We start from the raw sequence: 22601 nt of genomic DNA, 5'->3' as shown, positions 1-22601 counted from the left end.
CTCGTCCCCGTTACCATCCCGATCACCATCAGCTTAGCCTTGGCCGGATTCGGGATTGCCTACTACTACTTCACGACCCGCTCGCGCGAACGGCTGGCCCTGATTGAGAAGGGCTTGGACCCCACCGCGTTTGCCCACTCGCGCAGCTACTTGCCCCTGCTGCTGCTGCTCGGCGTGCTCAGCCTGGGTATCGCGGCTGGCATCACGGCCGGGGCCGTGCTGACCCAGCTGATAGGCGAACAAAGCTATGTGTACCCGGCTACCATCTTCTTCGGCGCGGGTCTGAGCCTGGTCGTCGCCTACTACTTACTGCGAGCTGCCACCGCCCGCTAGGTCATCCCGCAACGACCAGCCTTTCGACTACCTTTTTTCGCCCGTTATATGATGTCCCTGCTTCGGTTACCTGTCTCGCTCCTTGGTTTAGCTGGCCACCGGTGGCTGGTCTGGCTGGGGCTCCTAGCCGGCTTCGCCCCGGTGCCTGGGCGGGCCCAGCCGCCGCGCTATCGCAACACCGCTGTCACCTTTACCAGTGCGGGCACCCGACTGGCCGGCACGCTCTTGCTGCCCACGCATCCCGCGGTGGCGGCCGTGGTGCTGGTCCACGGGTCCGGGCAGGAACCGCGGCAACTCGGCCTGGCCGCACAACTGGCCGAGCGCGGCATCGCCGTGCTCACCTACGACAAGCGCGGGGTGGGCGCCTCGGGCGGGGTGTACGTGGGGCCCGAAGTAGGCACCAATAATGTATCGGCCGCCAATCTGCGCCTGCTCGCCACAGATGCTAGCGCCGCCCTAACGGCCCTAGTGGAGCGGCTACCTACCCACCACGGTCCGGTGGGCCTGCTGGGCGGCAGTCAGGCGGGCTGGGTCGTGCCGCTGGCCGCGCAGCAAAACCCGGCCGTGCGCTTTCTCGTGCTCTTCAGCGGGCCCGTGGTGACGGTGCGCGAGCAATTGCGCTTCCAGTTTTATACGGCCGGCGACCCCCAATTCTGGCAGACGCACACCGAAGCCGACGCCCAGCAGCACCTGCGCCACGACCCCGACCGCTACGACTTTGCCGACACCGATGCGCGCGCTATTCTGGCGAAGCTGACCATTCCAGGGCTGTGGTTATTCGGCGGCCAGGATATCCAAGCTCCCGTGCGCGAATCCATGGCCCACCTCGACACGCTGCGCGCGCAGGGCAAAGCTTATCAATACCACTTGTTCCCAACTCTAGGCCATAACACGGCCTTTGCGGCGTCGCAGGAGCCGCTGGAGGCGGCCTTCCGCTGGCTGCACGCCCTCCCGCGCAGTCATCACCGAGTAGCCCCGCAGTAGTTCGGTGAAAGCAGTGCGAGAATAGGGCACCCCACCCGGCAAGTGAGACTATTTCGGGCGCTGCCAAGGCACAGCAGGCCCTTTTTAGGTCTTTGCTAGGTATTTGGCCACGGTGCTGGGCGACATCTTCAGCGCCCGCGCAATAGCTTGATTGGAGGCACCACTGGCTTTGAGTCGCCGCACTTGCGCCACCGTTTCCGCGCTTTTGGTAGGAGCGCTGAGTTGCACGCCGGCCGCCTTTTTCTTAGCTAAGGCCGCTTTGGTATTCTCCGAAATCTTAATCAGGTCCTGCGCCGCAATGGTGGCCAGCATCGAGACGATCACATCGCCAAAGGGCCCGAGGCTGTCGAGGTAGGGTTCGGTGAAGGATTTGTAGTTTACCCCATGGTCTTTGAGCTCTTTCAAGTAGCGTAGCGTGGCTAGCGCGCCCTCGCAGCTGAAGCGGTCCAGCCGCCAGAACACGACTAGGTCGAACTTGTGCTGATAAGCTTCGAGCAGCAGGTGTTTGAATTCCGTGCGGTCAGCCTTCCCACCCGATTCTTGGTCCGTGAATATCTTGTAGATAGCACCATGACGCTCGGCAAATTCCCGTAACTGGTATAGTTGGTTCTCGGTGTCTTGCCCTTTGTCTTTGGTGGAGACACGGGCATAAATGGCGACTCGCATCCTCAAAACTAGCTGCTCTGCCTAGAACAGGCTTAGGTAACGCACGCTGTGTTTAGCCCATCACGCGGCTAGCGCCACTCACCCCATGGCTTCAAATCATGGAGGTGGAGGTGAATCAAATACGTGCGCGCTTGTGCTAGTAACTCCACCACCTGGGCTTCCATCTCCTGAAAGGGGACTGATGTCAGAAAGTCTTTCCCCGCCGTATATTTTCGATAGCCACCCCCTTGCCAGGCAACCGCGACAAAATTCCACTTGGTTACATCAACACCGGTCGCCAGAAAGTCAGGCTGGAGGATAATAGCTAGGTTAAGTGTATCTCGCTGCCAATCCAGTCGTCGCTCTTCAAAGCCCGTGCGATTAGGACCCGCCAGGAGCAGGCTCATGCCATCGCGGTCCCGAGTCAGAACAGCCGGTTGCTCGGCCGCAAACCGAGTCAAATGGGGGTCGATTTGAGTGAAGAGGGACATAGCAACAGGAGCAGCGAACAGCCGCCTTTCGATCACTCAAAAATATGAATCATCCCCCTCCAAAAAACGGTGCTCGAAAACGCCTCTGAAAAAGCGCCTTTTCGAACCCGCTAAGGCACTCTGCTTAGCTCTCCAAAAAACGATCCTTTTTGGAGGGGGGGGTACTAGTCTACCTATTACCTAGTGCCTTAGTAAGTCAGGCTAAAGCTACCCTCCGTAATCGTGACGTTACCCGGGGTCCCCGTTGGGTTAGAAAAGGGCTCCGCCGTAAAGGTGAACGTGCCGGCGATCGCGAAGGCTGCGGGGTCATACTGCGTTATCTGCACTTGCCCTGTACCAGTTCCCTGCCGGGGGGTATACCAGATAGAAGGGCCAGCTGAATTAGAGAGCGTGTACTTGCCAAAAGGATACTCTTGCTGACCTAGCGTATAGGTACCCACGCCCGTGAAAAGGCTACTCGCTTGGCCGTACGTAGGGATGACAAAGGCAACCTCCCGACCCACGCCGTTACTCAGCACATACCCATCCACCGAGACGAGACCATTGTTCACTTCGCCGTAGAGATTGACGGCCGTATAGCGTACGCCATTCTCCACCCAGCTTAGCGTGCCGCGCAGCTTCGCATCACGTGTCAGAGTGGAATAATAGAGGGCCGTAGTTAGCCCCGCTTTGACTTGCGCTTGCTGGGGGGCCGGCATTTTATAGGCCAGCTTCGTGTCAACGATCAGCGTATACGAACCGGCCGGCACGTTCACCAATTTGAAGGTCCCCGTTGTGGGGTCAGGCGTTGCGGCATAGCTATGGCCAGCCGCATCCGTGGCCGTGACCCGCGTTGCGTAACCAGCCGGCAAAATGGTGGAGGCGATAGTGCCCGTGGCGCTGACCTCATCTGCTTCTCTATGACAGGCAGTGCTACCCAGAAGCAAACTTGCTAGCAACAGGCTAGTGGTGACGCGAGGAACCAAGGGCAAAAACTGTTTCACAAGAGAAAGAAGTAAGGAAAGGCGTGTTAGTTAGTACCTACTGAAGGCTTGTCAAGCAGATGGCATAAACCTACTACAGGCCAGAGGGTTCGCAATATTACTGTTTTTCGAATGACTTCCTTACCCCCGTTAAAGACTCCGAAAACATGGTTTGCGAGCCATTTTTGTGAGGGGGTTTTTCGAACACTCGCTCTATCTTCACCCTACGACTTCGTATGACTATGCAAAAGCGTTTGCGGAAGCCAGTAATGCTAGCACTTGGGTTGTGCATCGGGAGCAAGTATTTGCTCCTGTATCTTTTTCTACTGGGCAAAAACCATGACTACTACTTTCTGGCTCCTGGCATCCGGAATGTAGTCGATTTAGTTTACTATTTGTGGCTGCTGCTGGCCTTGCCCACACTCGAATTCTGCCTATTTGCCGCGCCTCTGTATTGGGCGCTGACAAGTACCCATACGAAGGTGGCGGCAGCCATTACGATGGCTTGTGTCCTACTGGCTGCGTTGCTCTACTGTCAGTTGGCCTCTCCTTTAGACTCGCGCAATGGGCTCATTCAAGGGCTAATAGGAGTGAGCTTGCAAGGTCTATTGTTTATGAAAATGAGGCGACCTGCACAGCCAGTAAAGGCAATTTAAAGAAGGCCTAGTGCTGCGGACAATATAAAACGAGACAACAAGGGGCTCAGAAAGTACCTGCTCGCAGAAGGGGCTCAGAAAAGCCGCAGTAAGTGCGTTTCCAGCTCGTAATGGGGGTTGGGTAATTCGAATAAGGCTGCGTCCGTAAGGTGCACCTTCTTGAGCCTAAGAGAAGCAAGTGGCCATTTAAGTGAAAAGTGCATACTAGATTGATATTGCCTACCTAGCTTGCCAGAAATTTATTGATTATGACTGTACCTCCTATCCGCTGGTTGCACCTCTCCGATTTTCACGTAGGTATGGACGGTTATGCTCAGCGGAAACTTTTCGATTATATAATCAACCATGTCAAGCAGAAGAAGGAGCAGGGATTTGTCCCTGACTTTGTCTTTATAACCGGAGATTTAGCTGATAAAGGCAGGCTAGAAGAGTACAAGCAGTTTTGGGAAGAATTTGCTCGACCATTGCAAGCTGCTATTGGTGGCGACATAGCCACTCGAATGTTTGTTATACCGGGTAATCACGACGTAAACCGTAAAAAAAACGAAGCATTTGACCGAGATGAAATAGCGCGAAAAGAGTGGTATTTCCACGCAAATGCCGACGGTTTAGAAGCGCGTGATATATTAAATCCACGATTTGAGGCATTTAAGAACGCTGACGAAACAGTCGATAAAGGACGTATTTTCTCTGAAGAGGGCAATTTTGGGCGGGTAGTACCATTACACGGTTATCAGATTGGTATTGCGGGCATTAATACAGCTTGGTTATGCAAGGACGACCATGATAAAGAGAAACTTACTCCTGGTAAACCACTCGTAGAGGAGGCTCTTAAAAAAATAAAAAGTGCTGACTTACGCATCGTGCTGGGCCATCATCCTTTGGACTGGCTGCTGCCCGGTCAGCAGTCCATATTTAACTCTTTATTAGGTAAGCCAGGGGTACTGTACCTACACGGCCATCTGCATAAACAGTGGCTGCAACCAACACACGGCGGCGGAAATCATTTTTTAGCTATTCAAACAGGAGCAGCTTTCCAAGCTGAAGAGCATGATGTATGGCGAAATGGCCTACTATGGGGGGAAGCAGATTTAGAAGCTCATGAGTTACGATTGCAGCCTTATGAGTGGGCTAAAGATCACCAAGAATGGACGTTAAAAGGCGATGCTTTTCATCCATCTTTTAAAAAAGGTGAATGGTGGGCATATCCCCTGCCCGGACAGCCAGCGTCGCCTCCTACTCCGCCAGACACGCAGCCTACGCAAGCAGTTCTTGCCCCTATCACGCTCATTCCTACCCGGCCGCTGCTTAAGATGTTGCCGCCTGATTCCTGGGTAGATATTGGGCAGCGCTTTATTGGTCGAGAAGGCTCGTTGAGTGATGTGGCCGACGCAGTGACTGGACTGCAGTTACGGGCAGGGGGAGCAGTCCAACCTGCTGGGGGTCAAGCTGTGAAACTGGTCTGGGTACATGGCTTTGGGGGCATGGGAAAAAGTTGGTTTTTACACCGAGCCCGGCAACAGGCTGAAGCTATCAGCATAGTGCGGACTCTAATTGTGGAGTGGGACTCGCCCGAATGGCGTGACCCACTTAAAGGTGAGCCACTCATTGCTGAAGATTTATTCGACGTGCTAGCTTACCGACTTGCGCAGGTCATGGGGCAGGCGTTTGCCGAGTCCTATTGGCAGGCTGATGAGCAAGTGGCCGCAGCTAGCCCCGAGCGGGAGCGGTTACGCAACATGTTTGGCGACGAGCTGCGTGCTGCCTACGAAGGCAAAGACGCAGAAATAAGTGAGGAAACACGGCGCTTGTTGCGTAATGAAAACCTATGGGATGTCGATCTAGCTCGGCGACAACAGAATATAATGAACTGGTGGAACCATTCTATTCGCTATGAATTAGGTTTTGCCGCTTGGTGCCGGGCGGGTTCCCACAGCAGCGATGCAGCAGTAATCGAGCCTAGTAACGTACGCGCTGATGCACTGCGTACTGCCTTGCAGCTGGCTGCCACTCAGCACCCGCTGCTGTTACTATTTGATACATGTGAGGTATTGAATGAGGAATTAGACACTTGGCTGCGTCGATTATTAGTCCCATTATTACGCGACGAAACCCCGCTATTAGTATTTGTAGGCAGCCGTAAGCAGCCTGATGTAGACCAACTCAGCGGAAGTCGTGATGGTTGGCGGTCCGAACTAACCGAGCGGCGAAGGCGTGAAATAGACTTTGCTGAAGCCAAGCGCTTTACTGTTGAAGAAATTGAGGCAGCATTAGTCAGTTTGCATACGCCGTTAGTGGGTGACTGTACTGGGATTGCCGAACGCCTACATCGTCTCACGTTGGGTGTACCGCTGGCGGTGCGTACCCTCTTGGATCTACATGAGGACGGCGATGAGCTACTTCCCTCGCTGACCGATGAGGATGAAGAAGACTTAGATTCGCTCGGCGATGGCCAAGCTGTCCAGCGGGTTATCGAAACGATGGTGGAGCGCCTGCTGAAACATTTAATACTGCGCCCCCGGTCTGTCGATGACTTACGCGACATTGTGGCATTGGGGTTGCTCCAGCGAGCAGACCCTGATGTATTGCAAGCATTCTGGCAGGCGAATGCCTCTGGAGTGCGGACACGCCTTCGCCAGTTGGGCAACCACTACGCTCTTCTATCGGGCAATGAATTGCATGCCACCGTACGTGACTACTTGCGCCGGCACTGGCGACTCGAAGAAAATCGCCCTATAATTTTCGACAAAGTATTGTCTGAACTAAAAGTGGCCGCGAGTGGCCTTCCTCGGCCCGCTGCCTCTGTTAATAATTCTGAGGCTATCATATATGACCTCCTTCAGGTAAACTTACGAGCATGGCAGGAACCTGCCGCTGCTGTATTACCCACCTTAGCCCAATTGCTGGCAATAGCTTTAGCTTACGATATAAATACTGAAGCTATCGTAGCCTTATTGCGTGAATTGCCGTTGGTCGGGCCGGTTCACAGATTATGGCGAAGTCCTAATCTGCCCTCTAAATCACAGATTGTTGAGTGGTTGCAAAGTTTAGTTACTGCTGATTGGCCAATTACAACACAGGCCAGTTTGGCTATAGTAAATGCACTTGCGCTACCTAAAGAATGGCAAATACTGGATTCTGAGAAAGTATTAGCTGCTTTTCAAAGTTTAGAGGACGTTATCACGCGTACTAAGCCTGATGAACTGCCACAGGCCAGTGTAATTGGCCAAGCTTATTTTAGGATTGCTAGGTCGCTTCAGGCGAAAAATGGCCGTACTAATTGGCCAGACAAGGTAGAGCGGTCATATAAGCAGGCAATTAAGTATAATATATCCTTACCCACTGCTCACAACAACTTAGGCTATTTGTATTCTAAGCAAAACGGACGGACAAAGGAGGCGAAGTTTCATTTTTTAGAAGCTCTTAAATTAGCTCCTAAGCACGCGCCTGCCCATGATGGGTTAGGCCTGATCTATGAACGGCTAGGAAACAAGCAGAAAGCTATAGAACACTACAGGCAAGCTATTAATGGTGATCAGGACTTTTGGAATGCACATTACCATTTAGGCACTTCACTAGCTGAGCAGGTAGGACGAGAAGTAGAAGCTTCACAGCACCTTAGGAAAGCTCTGAAATTATCTACTAACACAGTTTCAAACCAAAAAATGGAGAAGTTATTAACACGATTGCTGATTAGAATAGACGGCCGAGATAAGAAAAAGAGGTAGTAAACTAGCGCTAAGATGGTGCTATCAAATGTCTTTAGGTATCTAACTTAATAAGGCTCCTAAACTATTCAATTGGTGGATTAATTAGGATAATATTTCTTGAGATATTTAGAATTGCGTTAACCAACGATACCGTTAGCTGAATCGTACATTACGTCTGAGAATAGTTGTTAACATAATGCTGCTTCTATCCCCACTCTGAGAAAAGTGGTAAGTTTGGCCTTGTCGTTTGTTTCGCTAATTATAGCAATTTTCTGATTCAGATATACGCTGTTCGTGCGCTGACATCTACTAGTGCGAGCGAGCCTCAGGAAAGAGAAAACAGTGATTAAAAGGGAGGTTCCTCCCCAAAACTGTTTGCCTTAGGAAAAGGGTCTAATTTTGTCGAAGCCTCAGAAGTATACGCGTCATACCTGTCTTCTTGCAAGTCAGCGAATCGACCATAAGCACTTCTAAATTCAACACTAGCCGTATCCAGCGGACCGAATGTGTGTTTTGCCACTATCAGGTCCGCTTTGTTATGAGTTGGATTACCCATTTCATCTTCCAGCTGCTTATAGTATTCGGCCCGGTAAAGCAGTATAACTATATCCGCCTCATTCTCAATCGCGCCTGAATCACGTAAGTCGCTCAGTTGAGGACGGGGAAAACGGTCCGCACCTGCACGGTTAAGATTTGACACCACTACGAAAGGTGCCTCTAATTCAAGAGCTAGTGTTTTCAGGCGGCGAGCGATATAGGATAACTCCTGCGTCCGGTTGGTACATAAAGCCCGCTCCCTTTTTCCAAGAGTAATGCGGTTGATGTTATCAATCAGAAATAGTTGAGTGCCTTCCTCACGCAGCCTCCTACAGTCAGCTACAATTTTACCAATAGTGGGAGCCGGTGTATCAAGAATCCGAACGAGGTTGTCTAAGTCCCGATCCCAATCAGGCATCAGTTTGGTTATTTCATGCCAGTAGTGGTCAGAAAATTGTCCAGACGCTACTTGTTTGAACGGCAATTCAAGCTCTATACTGAGCCACTTGGTTAGCAGCTTCTGACAGGGCATCTGTAAGGAGAAAAAGGCCACTCCACGCTTGAAATCCGTCGCAGCGTTCCGCATGAATGCTAGTAGCAGTGACGTACAACCCATTGAAGGGGCACCGGCAATAATATTCAGGGTCGAATTACCCCAGCCATTTGTAATCCGGTCTAGCGTGATTAGACCACTTGGTATACCTAGTAGCCCACCGTATTTGCCCTCTTCCGCCTCCCGTATCAACCGATGCACGGCGGCTCGCTCTTTTCGGTAATCGGGAGCTTTGTAGTCGCTTTCGAAATCTTTAAACATAAGGTTGAGTGCACGTGGTTAGGAAGTAAAGATAACATTTCCGTTCGCCCTAACTAGGTATATTTCACTACTAGCTGGATGCTCTCGCATTTTCCAGCTTAATCAACTTACAGCTCTTGTAATAAAAGCCATTTTCCTGTATTTTGGCTCCCGACTCTTCTGTGTAAACGGTATTGTCAGTCAGCTGTTCAAAGTGCTAGATTTCTAAATTAGATACTTATGTTTCTTTTATTAAAATCTGAGGAGGTAGTCTCTGAGGAAAGCCAGCAGCATTTCTTCAAGCTTGTCGACTTTCTCATCAAAGAATTGATAGGGGACGAATTTGAGTTAGTTACAAATATTATTGATAGAGATGTGTTTAAAATTAGTATTTCTGGCTTACCAAGCCAAGGCAAACGAATTTATAGCATAAACTATGATATCTCTGTGTTTAGGATGATTTACGATGTTCTTTATGTAACGCTCTCTAATAATGAATTCTTTCCAACTGTTGGCAGTAGCACCGGTGCACTGGCTATCCCTACCCTAGAAGTGCCTAGTTGGGGGATACTAGATATTGCTATTTCTGGTTGTGAAGCTGTGTTCTTTGATGATGAAAGAAGAGAGTTACACAGATTAATTTACACGCTGTGCCTGCATTTTATAATACGGCATGAGATTAGACACATAGCTAATGGTCATATTGATTATTTACTAAATCGTACCGTAAAAGAGTTTGTAGAACAGTCTGGTAATGGCCTAGCTCCAGTAGATAGTCAAACCATTGAAATGGATGTTGATTCATGCGTTTCTGCTGGTTTTCTACATGGATTCCTAATTATACCAGAGCAGTTGGAATCTTTTCCAATAAAGCTACGAGATTTGGGCAGTGTCTTTGAATGCTATTTCTTCGCATTGAGGACATTATTTTATTGCTTGCCGTCACGAAAAATTTCAAGTAGGCAAGAGGCTGAAAAATTCTATCACCCCAACAGCACACTTCGCTATTTTTATTCGTTCACAGCTGCCTTGTCACTTTTACAGCATGAGAGGCCCGAACTTGTTGAACTGTTTGGAAAAACAGCTCAACGAACTTGGTCATTTATCGACATACTTGGCAAGCAAAAAGTTATTGATGCTGATAGAATATGGAAAGACTATCAATGGTCAATGTCTGATGAAGGCATGACTTATGCCTATATGGTATGGAATAACTGGGACAAATGGGTGCCCCTATTCGAACCATATGCTATGTTAAAATTAGCTCCTCCTAATCCTGAAGGTTTGAGAGAGGTCTATACGCCTGAATTGCCTACTATTCCTGGACTGAGCATTCGTGCTTTCGAATCATCGGTACACCAAAGCTCAGACAATACGGGAAACCCGTTTAGTATTGATTAATGACTTATAAGGCTACTACTTCCTACATTATTACACATATTTCTGGCAAGCGGACTGGCGGTTGCTAACGACGCCGGTCTAGCTGCGCCGACCCGGTCGATGGGGGAAGCCATACGGGCGGTGCTGCAGCAACATGGCTTAGCCAAGGAGAGCCCAGCCATTGGAACGTTGCTTCCTCGCGCTACTTCCCCTCAGCAGCTGCGCTAGTGGACTTGCCGTCGAAAGCAACCCCTTGGGCATCGGACCAGCATAGATCTACAAGGCGCTTATTTTACATATAGGCAATTATCTGACACTTTCCTAAGGGTGCTCTACAGTATATAAAAATGAGTAGTCGCCGCTCACCCCAAATAAACATAAAATATGTTTATCTCGGCTACTTATTACATGCCATTGAGTGAGCGCTATCTACTAAGGGCAGTCTTGTCTAGAATTCTACGTGTTATGGGCAGTCGTATGGACCTTCTTCTAGGAGCTAGTGGTCTCCACTGTTAGCTGCGATTGTAGCAGTGAAAGCGACGTTGTTGATTATTAAGCTGACTGGTTGTCGAGGAACATGGACATTTGCGAAGTAGCTGGCAGCGTTGCACATCGAAACCAATAATTGAAGCCGCCCGCTCAAAAACCATTTTGCCTTAGTAGATCACGACTACCTCTCAGCCCAATCCAGCGTGAAATTACCCACTTCCTACCAGGCTGAACACCGCCAAGCTGCTTTAAGCACTCGTTTGCAACGCTTTGCTCAAACCACCACTGAGTCGCAAGACTACGTTGACCAACAAGTAAAAGCCGAAAACCTGCAGCACGGGGTTGGCCTCGTGCTCGCCCGCCTCATTCTGGCCCTCACATTCATTGACCGTAGCAAAGACGTATTTCAAAAGTTGCTGCTTGGCTTCAATGAGCAGCATGGAACCGAGTTATGCTATGAAGATTTTGAAAACATTGGGTGGGTCCGCCTCATCAACAACGAGGTACAACTACCTCGCGTAGTCAACCACTTTATTTGGCAGGTAGATTATTATGAAAAAGAGGGCAAGCCTGTGGAAGTACCGGCCGACAAGGCCCTGCATGTCGCCTTTCTACGAATATTTTATGAGCGGTGCTACCGCGATGCACGGCTAACTATCTCAGCGGCTGACATGACCAGCCTGTTAGCGCAATTTGCCCAGCCCTCTGTCAGCATTCAATTTTTGATTGAACGCGACTTTATCAAGGAAAAAAATGGGCTTTATCAATGGTCAGAAGGCCAAGACATCAGGCATCTGCGTAACGAAATAGCATCGGCCTTGTGGCTGCTTACCACCGGAGACGAGGTCACGGAGGACCAGTTTCGGGAGTATATCCGACGCCTGCAAAGCGCCGGAATCTGGCCTAGTGATTTGGGGCAGTTCCTGACGCCCGCCCATACCGGCCGCATAAGCGGCTTGGCCACGGCGGTGCTGCTCAACGAGCCGGACTTGTTGGATACCGGAATAGAATTCCAGAAAATTTGGCTTGACTCCGCTACCTACTCGCACATCAAGGTGACGGATGCAATTCCGCATGTCCAATTAGTAGGCCGTACCAGTGTTGAGCTAGTTAGCAATATCACTTACCACAAGTGGCGGTTCCATGATATATTTGACCATCAGGCCAGCCGCAACACGCACGACCTGTTAATTAGCCTAGCTCTTGCCTACGACCCTAAGTACTCTAGCCCGTTTGCCAACACCATTCGGTTGCTAGAGGCGTTCGACCGTCCGTACCTAGCCTGGCGCACTTTCAGGAACCTGAGTGAGTTCAGCCCGCGGGCCATCCCTTACCTGATCAATGACTCCGACCTCGCTCCGCTGGCGTTCAAAGCGCTTGCCAAGCTCAACCTGCAACCGTTCTTGGTAGCCGAGCAGGACAACCGCGACGAGCAGCACCGCCAACAACAGGAGTTGTTAAGTGAGCTGTGGTTAGAACTGTTTGCCCTGTACCTCGATGCGGCCGTTATGGCTAGCCAAGACTTTGAGGAAGTAGGCAAGTCCATTGGTCATCTGCTGTATGAGTTGGCCGTAAAAGCTTTCGCCCAACCGGGAAACCACAGCTATAATCTTGCTAAGCAGAGGGCTCACGCGGGAACCTACCATCAAGCAGTTGCTGCCTTGGGCGAAAAGCGCAGTAGGGGTTACGTGTATTTTACCGGCAGTTATGTGCCTCCCAAGCTTATCGACAAGATTTTCGCTGGCATCAGCGCCACGCTGATGGGCGTGGCCAATCTTGCACGACTGGAATACTTGCATATTGATTTGGCAACGGTCGACGTAAGCATCCGATTGCTTCAACTCCTCACCAGCCCCGCAGCTACGAGAAAAAGCAATGGCGAAGCCCCAGCTGAATCCTCGCCAGCTCACGCACTTCTACGTCACATACGGCAGTTGCTCGACGACTATTTCAGCACTAGCGAAGTGGCTGTTGAGAACTATGAGTCTGCCGAACTGGTGGTGAAGCCAGCCAAAAGCGCCATTCACTACTTCGGTGCCGAACTGGTGGAGTGGGGCTACTTACTCTGCCAGTTTCGCCACCTTAACCTGCTCGATGAGCTGGCCACGAAATTCCTGGCTTCGTTGCAAATCAACCCCACGACCGAGAGAGGCAGGTACGATGATGTCAACTTACGCGAGGCCGATAAGCTGCGCTTCTTTTTAAAAACACTCCTCCTTGCCTATCTCGACATTTACCCCCGGCAGACGGCCCTAGAGCTGGCAGGATTGCCAGTCGTGGAAACGCTTCGCTGGCTCGAGGAAATGATTGAGCAGGTCGCTGCCAAGTATTCGCAAGACGACTTGGCGCAGGGCCGGATTGACGTGTTTGAAGAAAGCCTCAGTCTGGGACACGATGCCCATTGGATTTCTTTAACTTCTTTGCTCTATCGGTGCCTGAACCTATTTCAAGGCGAGCCCCGCAGACAGTTCATTGAGCAGTTTTTCAGCCAAAGCCTGGAACTAGGGCGGATGCTGGCCGCCATAAATTTGCTCGACTCACAGGAGTTGCAAGACGTCGTTGCCGAAAGAATAGCACAGGTCAACTTGGATGACTTCATTAAGTCTAAGTTCACTATTACCGACCTAGTAGAAACGCTGATTGAGGCGGTTAACTCCAGCACCCATTGGGAGCTGTTTGCCGAGCCCCTGCTTAAGCGGGTACAACGCCACTTTGCCGACAGGGAATATCGAAACGAGCGCCAGCCCTTGCTATTCGAGATAGAGCTATTGCTGCTATTCAAGCGCAAAGATGGTGATAAGCTCCGGTCCCTTGCCCTTCCCGAAGCGCCCGCTCACGCCCCTCAGCAAAACAACGCGCTTCATTGGCTGAAGGAGTATTTCCTCAGCATCCACCTGCTCTACAACGAGCAGAAATTCGAGCCGGCAATTTCCTTGCTGGAAGGGCTATTAGTTCATGATGCCGACAATATTCGCTACGCCTTTCAGCTTTACAGGGCCCGTACCCTGCAGGCCACCCAGTCGTCGATTTCTCCCAATGCTAGCCGGGCTTTGCTGCAACGTGCACAACAGGATTGGAATACGTTCGTCGGCAAGCTTAGCGAAGAGCGAAAGCAGACGAATGCTGGCCTGCTCGAAGCCGTGGACAGCAACAGTGTCCATTACTTGGCTCAATTCGGCCCCGACGAGCGTTTCGACCAAACGGTGAGCCGCTTGTCCAACAGCTACTTATATAGTGAAGAGTTAACGCCGGTCATTTATGCCAGCTACCAGCGCCGGGGGCTGTACGAGCTAGCGTATGACTACCTCGACAAAGCCACCATATACTATGCCGATAATAGGGCGGGGGTACCGGATTCCATCGACCGGCTGCGCAGCCGGGCCGGTGACCACAAAACCGTTGACACCTTGAAGAGGTTACTCGGCAGCTTAGCCAATCAGGGCGCTGACCTTATTCCCAAAATACTCCCGGAGCGCCTGAACGGCGAACGCAGCATCAATGAGTTCATCCTCCAGGAATTCGTCCAGGCCGCCAGAGTAATGGTCGAGAAGATTGAGGGCGTTCGGCAAATCACGGGCGAAAACCAATACAACGACTTGCTTCAAGCCCTTCTCCAGCTCCGGTTCGCGGTGTGGGGATGGAGCCTGCACGACCAACCTCGCGTTGGCAAGTCAGAAGCTGGCAACGACGCCGGCGAAGCAGACTTGGTCATCAAATCTGCCGGTAACACCGTCGCTCTGATAGAAGCTCTCAACCTTAAAGACGCCAATTATACCGAAACCCACGTTCTGAAGTGCAAATTATATATTAATATACCTCGGTATTACATCGTGGTATATCACTCTGGGTTGAAGAAGAACCTAGACAGCGCTTGGGAGAAATACCGACAAGACGTACTCGATATGGCCTATCCAGACGAGTTCTCGATTAACACCAGCAAGGGTTTTGAAATCTTACCCTCAACCTTAGGTAGCGACGACTTTATACGAGTTGGTAAAACGCACTTAGGTACCAGCTACACGATGTTTCACGTCATGATTGCCTTAGGAAATAAAGGATGATACGAGCATCATGCTAGGGCAACACCTTCTGCTATACCCGCTGCCATAAATAGTATGCCCTTGCAGACTAGCTTTCCATGCGGAGATAATAGGTGGCCTTGCCTTTGCCATGTTTGGTCACCGTCCCTGCTTCAACCATTTGCGTAAGGTCGGTTCGACTGCGCCGCTCCGATACTTCCGAAGCAGTTTGTTGCTGATAATCGGCCAAGGTGAACTTGTAACCCGGCTTGGTACCTGCCAAGAACTTAGTAATTCGCTCATTCAATGACTCAGCCGAGCGCCCGGCTTCGGCTTTTGAGCTTAAGGTAAAGAGCATCCCGCCCGCCCGTTGTTGCCATGTTGGGTCAGGTAAGCCCGCCTGGCGGCACAAGGATACAATACGCGGGCCGCCGCTGCCTATTCGCTCCACCAAGCCCCGTAACATGAAGGTATAAGCTAGGTCAGGATTCCGGGGCTGCGAGACGCCGCCCTCGCGCAGGCTCTTAACCGTTACTCCTTCTGGCAGCCAGCCAGCATTCCATATCTCCAGTCGCTCCGGGTAAATAGTTATCATGACCCCGCCCTCAAAATGCTCATAGTCGCGGTGCACCAAGGCATTAAGCAAGGCTTCCCGCACGGCCGCAATGGGATAGGCAGGCCGGTCAGCACGAACGATGGTTTCCTTGGTCGGCACCGAGGCCGCCAAGGAAATGTTCCTTTCTAGGAAATTCAAGGCCTGTTGCAGCAGTGCGAAGGCATGGCCGGAGAAAAATTGATTGTCTGCTATTTCCTCTTTGTTGGCGTCGCTGGCGTAGCGCACGGCTCGCATCCGGGTTTGGGGCAGCAGCCGCGCCACCTCCTGCGCAAAAAGTACCGCCGCCGCATTGGTTAGCGCCCCGCTACGCATCAGGTGCAGTTCCTCGAGCAGCAGGTGGTTGTCGGCTGGCAAGGCCGCAAACCGCTGCCTGTTAGCGGCCTCACGCGTCGCCTCCAATTCACTAGCGTCCAAGTCGTCCGATACCAGTTCCAAGCGGGGCATTGCCTCCCAGCGCGGCACTTCTTCCAATTGATTAATCAACTGCACTATCTCGCCACGACTGGCTTTCTGCGTCGAAGCGCCCTTGCGGACGTAAATCGTGTTGTTGAATATGTAAGGCCGGTCCCGCCCAGGCGCCACTTCAATGAGCACCACCTGGTGAGTACCCAACGTTACCAGAGAGGCTGTAGCATTAGGTGCCGGGGTCAGTTGCGTGCGCAGCAAGTTCAGGACTTTACTGCGCACAGCTTCGGCATCCGCCACGCCCACGATATGGTTATCATCTTCTACGCCAATAATGATGCGGCCGCCTTCGTCGTTGGCCAGCGCGCATACCACGCTGGCAATAGCCTGCGAGTTGAACTGCGTCTTGAATTCCAGCGAGGAGCCCTCTGCTTGTTTCACAAGCTGCCTTACCTCGTCAGCTGCCGTGTGGTCAGCATTTGGCGCAGGAGTAGTGTCGCTTTTATCGGGCATAACGTTGAAAAATCAGTAAAGCGTTTGTTTGATGCATAGTTGCAGAGGGCCTCAAGTCAGTAGCTGTGCCTTGACAATGCGGAGCACGTCAGCATCGTCATTATAGGGCTGTACCCAGTTGCCTTTTTGCTGCGCCAGGGGCATTCCTTCCTGCCGTATTTCGCCGTACAGGTCCAACACCCGCATATCATCCATTAGTGCGTGTCTAGCGGGCCATGCTATCAGCTCCAAGTTGCCCTGGCCATCCCGTTTAAAGGGACCTTCTTGCGGCAGCAGCCGATAAGGCTTCAGAAATTGCCGCGCTAGGTCCACGTATTGATGAACTAGAAAGAAGCGTCGCTTCTCCAGTTCAACGGCCTTGCGCATCTCCAAGTGCGTGATTCCCGGCTCGCCTCTGGTTTGCCCGCTGCCATAATGCCCAGTGATGATGCCCAAGAAAATGTCACACTGTTCCACTGCTTGTAAACAGTTATCGAAGTTGCTTAAACCAGAATTAACAGGTAAGGTGCCTTTATGCGACATCCAAACTTCATACTTGGAGCTCAGTACCGCGTAAAGCTGGTCCAGCAATTGCTGGTTGCCATAAACTGACGAACTAACCATCAAACGCTCTTTGCGTTGCTTTATAGGCGGCATCTACACCAAAGTTTAAGGGAGCAAGATACAGCAATCCGGAACGTTCCGGAATAATTCGGAACGTTCCGGATTGCATTGGAGCACAGTAGGCCACCAGTATTGAAACAAAGTAAAGCAGCAACTACACCTAGAAGCACAAAAGCAACAAGTAAGACTAGTTGCAAGTATCAAACGCCTCATTTTCACCAAGTGCTGATTTACAAGAAGAGCCTGGCCGATAAGCACTACAATACAGAAGAAAGCAAGCACTGGTGTTTAAGAGCCTATCCGCTTCCTTAGCTCTAAAGCTGTCCGATAATTGGGCATATGTTTAGTTGCGCAATCTTCCCGAAGAAGTAGTCCAATAAGGGTCGGCTGAAAACACCCGAAAAAAGCGTTGCTACGCGCGGCAAACACCCTCGGCAAATCTGTCCAACAAGGGCCCTTTAGCCTAAAGACGGAGTTGAAAACAGTTGGAATGCGAGGGGTTAGAAGCCGGTTAGGTCGTTGGCAATTGCCAAAAAGGCCCCACTCGCCGATCCGCCAAAATAAACTATAACGTGTTTTGTACTTAACCATCTTGGGTACAAGTAATAAGCTTGAAAAATTGCCTGTTTTTTATAATGTCACCCGCACAGCAGTGCGCGCCCTTTAGCTTTGGCCACTGGGTTGAGCGAGCTGCCAAAGGGAATATATGAAATCTGCTTTGCCGACTAGAATAAGCCCTGGCGCTTCTGAATCAACCTTTTGCCTGGCGTGGCAAGTGGCAATTGCCAGTTGCGATCGGACAATTGCCACTTGCTGCCACGGCGTGCGGCGCCCTTCGTAATACCCCGGCTAGGGAGCCGCCGACAGCAGCCAGCGAGCGCGAGGATACCGAGGCAGCCTCAGGCAACTCCGCACCCGCTTGGCCGAGCTGCATTGCCTAAAAAGCCAATCTCACTCGTATCACCCTTGGCGCGCTGCCAGGGGCGATTAGGAGCGAATTCGACCTCGCACAGTCTCACGAGTCAAGCACCGTAGCCCAGCTTGCCCTGTCGTTATTTGGCAATTGCCAACAGCTGCCTCGGTGGTATCTGGTAGGGAGAGGGCTGAAGGTTGACAACTGAGAAGCTCTTCACCCATTCTGGACCGGCGCGCGACCACCCACCACCTGCCGGTCACTAGGCCCCGACGAGGCGCGAAAAGAACCAGTCCCACGCCCAAGTGCCCCTACGCGCTGGAAACGCCGCTTTTAGCCCTTTTTCCGGCTTTTCCGTCCCATTTACTCGCCCAGCACCCCACCGTGCCCTGTCGGCTACGGGCAATTGCCCCTACCTACTACAGGGATATATGCCCCCGGATTTAACCAATAGTCTATTGATTATCAATAGACTATTGAGTTGTCAAAACCCTTGCGTGCTAAGTCAATCTAGTTCGGCAGGCACTTGCTGCCAGCGGTTGCGTAGAGACCCAGAATGGTGTTATAACCACCCATCTCCTACCAGACAGCAGAGTACTTCCGCTACCACTTCCTGGGGTATCCGAAAAGCGGGCATTATTGGGCCCCTTAACCTCCACATCAGCCGGAGACTAGTTGGAATACGAGGGGGTGACAGCCGGCTAGCTCATGGGCAATTGCCAAAAAGGCCCCACTCACCGATCCGGCAAAATAAATTATTGCGTGTTTTGCACTTAACTGACTAGTATACAAGCAATAAAGCTGAAAATTTGCCTGTTTTTTATTGCGTCACCCGCGCGGCCGTGCGCGCCCTTTAGCTTTTGCCGCTGAGCTGAGCGAGCTGCCAAAGGGAATATATGAAAGCTGCTTGGCCCACTAGAATAGGCTCCTGCGCTTCTGAATCGGCCTTTTATCCCGTGCGGCAGGTGGCAATTACCAGTTGGGATCGGGCAATTGCCACCTGCCGCCACGAAGTGCGTCGCCCCGGTTGGTATTCCGACTAAGCACCGATTGAGAGCCCCGAGCGAACACGGGGTACCGAGGCAGCCTTTGGCAACTTCGCGCCCGCTTGGCTGAGCTGAATTGCCTAAAAAGCCAATCTCACCCGTATCACCCTTGGCGTGCTGCAAAGGGCGATTATCCGCGAATTCGACCCATTAGCGTCTCACGAGTCGAGCTTCGCAACCCAGCTTGCCCTGTCCTTATTTGGCAATTTCCAACGGCTGCCTCGGTGCTATCTGGGGTGCAGCGGGCTGACAGGTGAGAACTGGGAAGTTGTTCGCCTAGTCCTGGTCTGGCGCGTGGCCGCCAGCCGAATGCCCGCCACCAGGCCCCGACGAGGCACGAAAAAAGCCAGCCTCCCGCCCAAGTGCCCCTACGCGCTGGAAATGCTGTTTTTAGCCCTTTTTCCAGCTTTTCCGTCTCATTTACTCGCTCAACACCCCACCGTGCCCTGTCGGTTACTGGCAATTGCCCCTATGTGCTACGGAGATATATGCTTCCGGACTTAACCAATAAAATATTGATTATCAGTATGTTATTGAGTTGTCGAGACCGCTGCGTGCTAGGTCGATCTAGTTCGGCAGGTACTGGCGGCCAGCGGCTGCGTAGAGAGCCAGAATGGCGTGATAGCTACCCGTCTCCTACCAGACAGGAGGATGTTTACGCTACCACTGGTAGGGGTAGCCGAAAAGCGGGCATTATTGAGCCCCCCTACCCTTTCCTGTTACAAGCTGTAGTCCGTCGTTTGCAGTGTGCAAAACTCGTCACTTAGGAGCTGACCCACCGAGTGTAAGGAAGACCTTATGCGTACTTCGCCCTTATGACATGGGAACCGATAACGCTAGAGGCACTTTACGATCAGATTCTGGCGGCTGAGGAGGAGATGATTGGCGAAATCTTACGGTTTTGGGAGCTAATCCAAGTATTTCCCAAGAAGTGGCAGCAGACTCCCTACGGTCAGGAGGGCAATGGCTTTTGGGTGGTGGCCATTTGTGGCAAGCAAATTATCTGGTACAATGACATTGAAGAGGGATTCAATAGCTCCGATTAGGAGCAGTATGGACAGATCAAGGATTATTGGTGCAACCAAGACGACTTAAGATATCCTGTACAACAGGTGCTTAGCTTAATCAAAATGGGGGGAGGCGGCTTTCGGCGGGCTGGCCCACCTGAAGAGATACAGTAGCAGCTGACCTTAGAAAAATACTTTTAGACGCTGCGTGTATATTAGTGCTTAAAACCACCACTTTTCCGGGATGTGTCCGCTATGCCAGCTTATGTAAAGGAACAAAAGCTAGTTTCTACCCGCCCCCCTGTAAAGCGCGATTACTGGTTTTATGCTATTCCAAGGGGCTGCATTGGACTTGGCACTGCGGGCTTAGTTCTTCCGTCAAGAGGGAATGACTTCGTAGGGAATCAGCCGAAGCTGACAGAGAACCACGAGCAGCAATAAGCTGACCAGCGCGAGGCCATAGGGGTAAGCAGACGGGTAGCGAACCGAGCGGGTGTAGAGCAGCCCCAGTACCAGCAGCTGCAAGGCGGTGCCGGGCAGATAGAGCACGGACTCGTACTGGTAGTGGTCGGCGGCACCCATGCCGCCGAGAAAGCCCATCAGCAACGCCACATAACGCAGCCCCACAAACAGGAGCAAGTTGGCCCCGATAAAGACGACTTGACGCAAGAACGTACTCATTGGGGCAGATAAAGTCGGGGTTCCCCGAGTAGGGGTGATCTAACAACCAAGCGAGGCCCTACTAGTAGAGTCCGCTAAGCGCCTGTAGTAATTCTTATGTAGCCTTGCTTCTAGCAGCCGAGCTTGTCACATTTTATAAAGGAACCTCTTAAAATGTCTCTGTTTGCGAAGGAAAGTTGCCCTTTCAGGTCGGTGACTTCCTCCTTGTTGAGCAATTGATAGTTGGCCAAAGAATCAGTAGCGTGAAGCGCGGCTTACCAACCGGCTACCGCGGTGGCTAGCCGCTGCCGAAAAACAGCGAGCGTGCTTCCTTCTCGACCTGGGTTGGCGACCAGTGCCTCTAACGGCTCGGTGCCGCCCACATCGTCACGAACCCAAGTGTAGTCAAAGTCGAAGAACCGATACGTTAACCCGGTGGCAGTAGCCTTCAGGTGCACGCCGTAGCGCAGCCGAGCCAGGTGCGTGGGGTCTTGCTGCTGATCAAAGTGGGCCCGACTTGACAGCCCCCCGGACGTTAGGGCGGAGTAGGTAACTGCTCTTGCCCGCGGCCCGTCGGAGACCTTAGCCCCATACCAGCGGTAGGTAAGGGCGCGGCGCTGAGCCGGAGTTTGGGCCGTCGCCGGCCAGGCAAGGACCCCGGTAAACTCCACTAGGCCAGTTTGCCGATGATGCGGCCACGCGGGGGACGGACGGCAGACAGGGGACCAGAGGAGCAGCGCGCCCATCAGCAGGAGCTTCATGTGGCGCAAGATACTTGGTGGACCCGCAGTGTCTGGCAGAGGTAACGCAGCAGGGGGTAGCTCAAGCGGGCCGGCAGCGGGCTTGGGCCAAGTGTCCTTGGTGAGGGTCTAGAATAACCACACGTTAATCGGAGTGGCTCCAGAAAGCGGACCTTTTGCACGTACATTAATGCCTAAAACTGTTTATGTAGCCGTCGCTTGTCTTCCATCACGTACTCACCACCTGTCATACGGAATGACTACCTGCTTTTGCACGGGGACCTCCTGCACGGCGGCCTGAAAGTTTTGGCGCTGCACCTGCAGCATGTCGACTTGCAACTCGTCGCCCGGCGTTAAGTCTGCTAACCGGGCTTCTCGCTGCCAAAGCGCAGGGGTTCCTACTACTTGGCCCGCTCGGCGCAAGGTGGTGCGAAATCGAGCCACCCGATACCGGGCATCTAGCGGGAAAAATGCGGCGAAAGGGGCCGCTGGGATGGCCCGAACCGTAAGGGTAAAGTGTTGGTCTGGACTAGGTTTATAGTCGGTGGAAGAGAAGGGGCCGCTCGTGAAGGTTGCAATAGCCGGCAAAGGGGGGAGCACCGCGTGAAACGTGCGCTGCCCGACTAGCTGCTGCCCCCGGTAGGCCCGCAGCACGACCACGGACTTGAAAGGGGCCAGCAGCAATAGGTGCTCTGGGGCGTCCAGCCGCAGGGTAGCCCCAGTAGCAGTGAAGCGCAACGCGGCCTGTCTGGCTGAAGGGGCAGGCACTAGCAGCGGGTTTTCACAAGCGAGAAATAAGGTGATAGCCCGGGAGGGGATCGTCCAGGGCACTCGGTGTCGCCCGCCGTTGGAGTCGACTCGCCAGGGCCCGGCCAAACGAGGCTGAGCGGCCAACTCGCCCCCAGCTAGCAAGCACCACAGCAGCAATAGGCGTCTCAACTGCATCGAGGAATTGGGGGGTAAAGCAGCTGGGTAGGAGTCAGGGCCTGCCAAAAGCACGTCCAAGCACTAGCCAAGCACAAACCAGTTATCAGTGCATTCGTCTGGTTAAAATTGTCAGGACGCTAAGATAGGTTTTGAGTTAGGCTGGCTCAATAAC

The 22601-nt window shown here is 52.2% G+C and carries 14 protein-coding genes; 6 read left to right on the top strand and 8 right to left on the bottom strand.

Annotated elements, in window-relative coordinates:
• On the top strand, positions 1–333 hold a 333-nt coding region (locus GO988_RS23465), incomplete at its 5' end, for a DUF6249 domain-containing protein (protein WP_232341684.1).
• A 48-nt stretch (positions 334–381) separates the two neighbouring features.
• On the top strand, positions 382–1317 hold the full coding sequence (locus tag GO988_RS23460) for an alpha/beta hydrolase family protein (RefSeq protein ID WP_157570078.1): 936 nt from the start codon (positions 382–384) through the stop codon (positions 1315–1317).
• A gap of 84 nt (positions 1318–1401) precedes the next feature.
• Here the strand turns inward: GO988_RS23460 and GO988_RS23455 are convergent, their stop codons facing one another.
• The 3 genes from GO988_RS23455 to GO988_RS24715 all read right to left on the bottom strand — a co-directional run bounded on the left by GO988_RS23455 (position 1402) and on the right by GO988_RS24715 (position 3436).
• Positions 1402–1983 carry a recombinase family protein gene (locus GO988_RS23455; RefSeq protein ID WP_157570077.1) on the bottom strand — a complete coding sequence of 194 codons (582 nt, stop codon included), beginning with the start codon at positions 1981–1983 and terminating at the stop codon, positions 1402–1404.
• Positions 1984–2051: 68 nt separating this feature from the next.
• Positions 2052–2453, bottom strand: a complete 402-nt coding sequence (locus tag GO988_RS23450; protein WP_157570076.1) for a hypothetical protein — start codon at positions 2451–2453, stop codon at positions 2052–2054.
• Positions 2454–2641: 188 nt separating this feature from the next.
• Complete coding sequence (locus tag GO988_RS24715) at positions 2642–3436, bottom strand: DUF6252 family protein (RefSeq protein WP_157570075.1); 795 nt, start codon at positions 3434–3436, stop codon at positions 2642–2644.
• A gap of 883 nt (positions 3437–4319) precedes the next feature.
• Between GO988_RS24715 and GO988_RS23440 the strand changes: the two genes are divergently transcribed.
• Positions 4320–7799: a metallophosphoesterase gene (locus GO988_RS23440; protein WP_157570074.1), complete on the top strand. Its 3480-nt coding sequence runs from the start codon at positions 4320–4322 to the stop codon at positions 7797–7799.
• A gap of 328 nt (positions 7800–8127) precedes the next feature.
• Here the strand turns inward: GO988_RS23440 and GO988_RS23435 are convergent, their stop codons facing one another.
• Entirely contained in the window at positions 8128–9132 is a 1005-nt protein-coding gene (locus tag GO988_RS23435) for a DnaB-like helicase C-terminal domain-containing protein (RefSeq protein ID WP_157570073.1), read from the bottom strand.
• 219 nt (positions 9133–9351) lie between these two features.
• Here GO988_RS23435 and GO988_RS23430 point away from each other — a divergent pair, with 219 nt between their 5' ends.
• Positions 9352–10512: a hypothetical protein gene (locus GO988_RS23430; RefSeq protein ID WP_157570072.1), complete on the top strand. Its 1161-nt coding sequence runs from the start codon at positions 9352–9354 to the stop codon at positions 10510–10512.
• 671 nt (positions 10513–11183) lie between these two features.
• A complete protein-coding gene (locus tag GO988_RS23425) occupies positions 11184–15041 on the top strand; it encodes a hypothetical protein (protein ID WP_157570071.1) in 3858 nt (1285 codons plus the stop codon).
• Between the two features lie 67 nt (positions 15042–15108).
• Here the strand turns inward: GO988_RS23425 and GO988_RS23420 are convergent, their stop codons facing one another.
• Positions 15109–16533, bottom strand: coding sequence for an RNA-binding domain-containing protein (locus GO988_RS23420; RefSeq protein ID WP_157570070.1), 1425 nt, complete (start codon positions 16531–16533; stop codon positions 15109–15111).
• A 51-nt stretch (positions 16534–16584) separates the two neighbouring features.
• The gene (locus tag GO988_RS23415; protein ID WP_157570069.1) at positions 16585–17169 is read right to left on the bottom strand and encodes a DUF4062 domain-containing protein; all 585 of its coding nucleotides are present in this window, start codon (positions 17167–17169) and stop codon (positions 16585–16587) included.
• A 2741-nt stretch (positions 17170–19910) separates the two neighbouring features.
• Here GO988_RS23415 and GO988_RS23915 point away from each other — a divergent pair.
• On the top strand, positions 19911–20141 hold the full coding sequence (locus GO988_RS23915) for a hypothetical protein (protein WP_198173030.1): 231 nt from the start codon (positions 19911–19913) through the stop codon (positions 20139–20141).
• 339 nt (positions 20142–20480) lie between these two features.
• Here the strand turns inward: GO988_RS23915 and GO988_RS23405 are convergent, their stop codons facing one another.
• Together GO988_RS23405 and GO988_RS23400 are read right to left on the bottom strand one after the other, a co-directional pair.
• Entirely contained in the window at positions 20481–20783 is a 303-nt protein-coding gene (locus GO988_RS23405; RefSeq protein ID WP_157570068.1) for a hypothetical protein, read from the bottom strand.
• 956 nt (positions 20784–21739) lie between these two features.
• Positions 21740–22270, bottom strand: coding sequence for a GldM family protein (locus GO988_RS23400; protein WP_157570067.1), 531 nt, complete (start codon positions 22268–22270; stop codon positions 21740–21742).
• Positions 22271–22601: the final 331 nt, after the last annotated feature.

The organism is Hymenobacter ginkgonis, from assembly GCF_009755225.1.
Taxonomy (GTDB): Bacteria; Bacteroidota; Bacteroidia; order Cytophagales; family Hymenobacteraceae; genus Hymenobacter; species Hymenobacter ginkgonis.
Note: the sequence above shows the minus strand (reverse complement) of the source record. Positions and strands in the feature narration are given on the sequence as shown.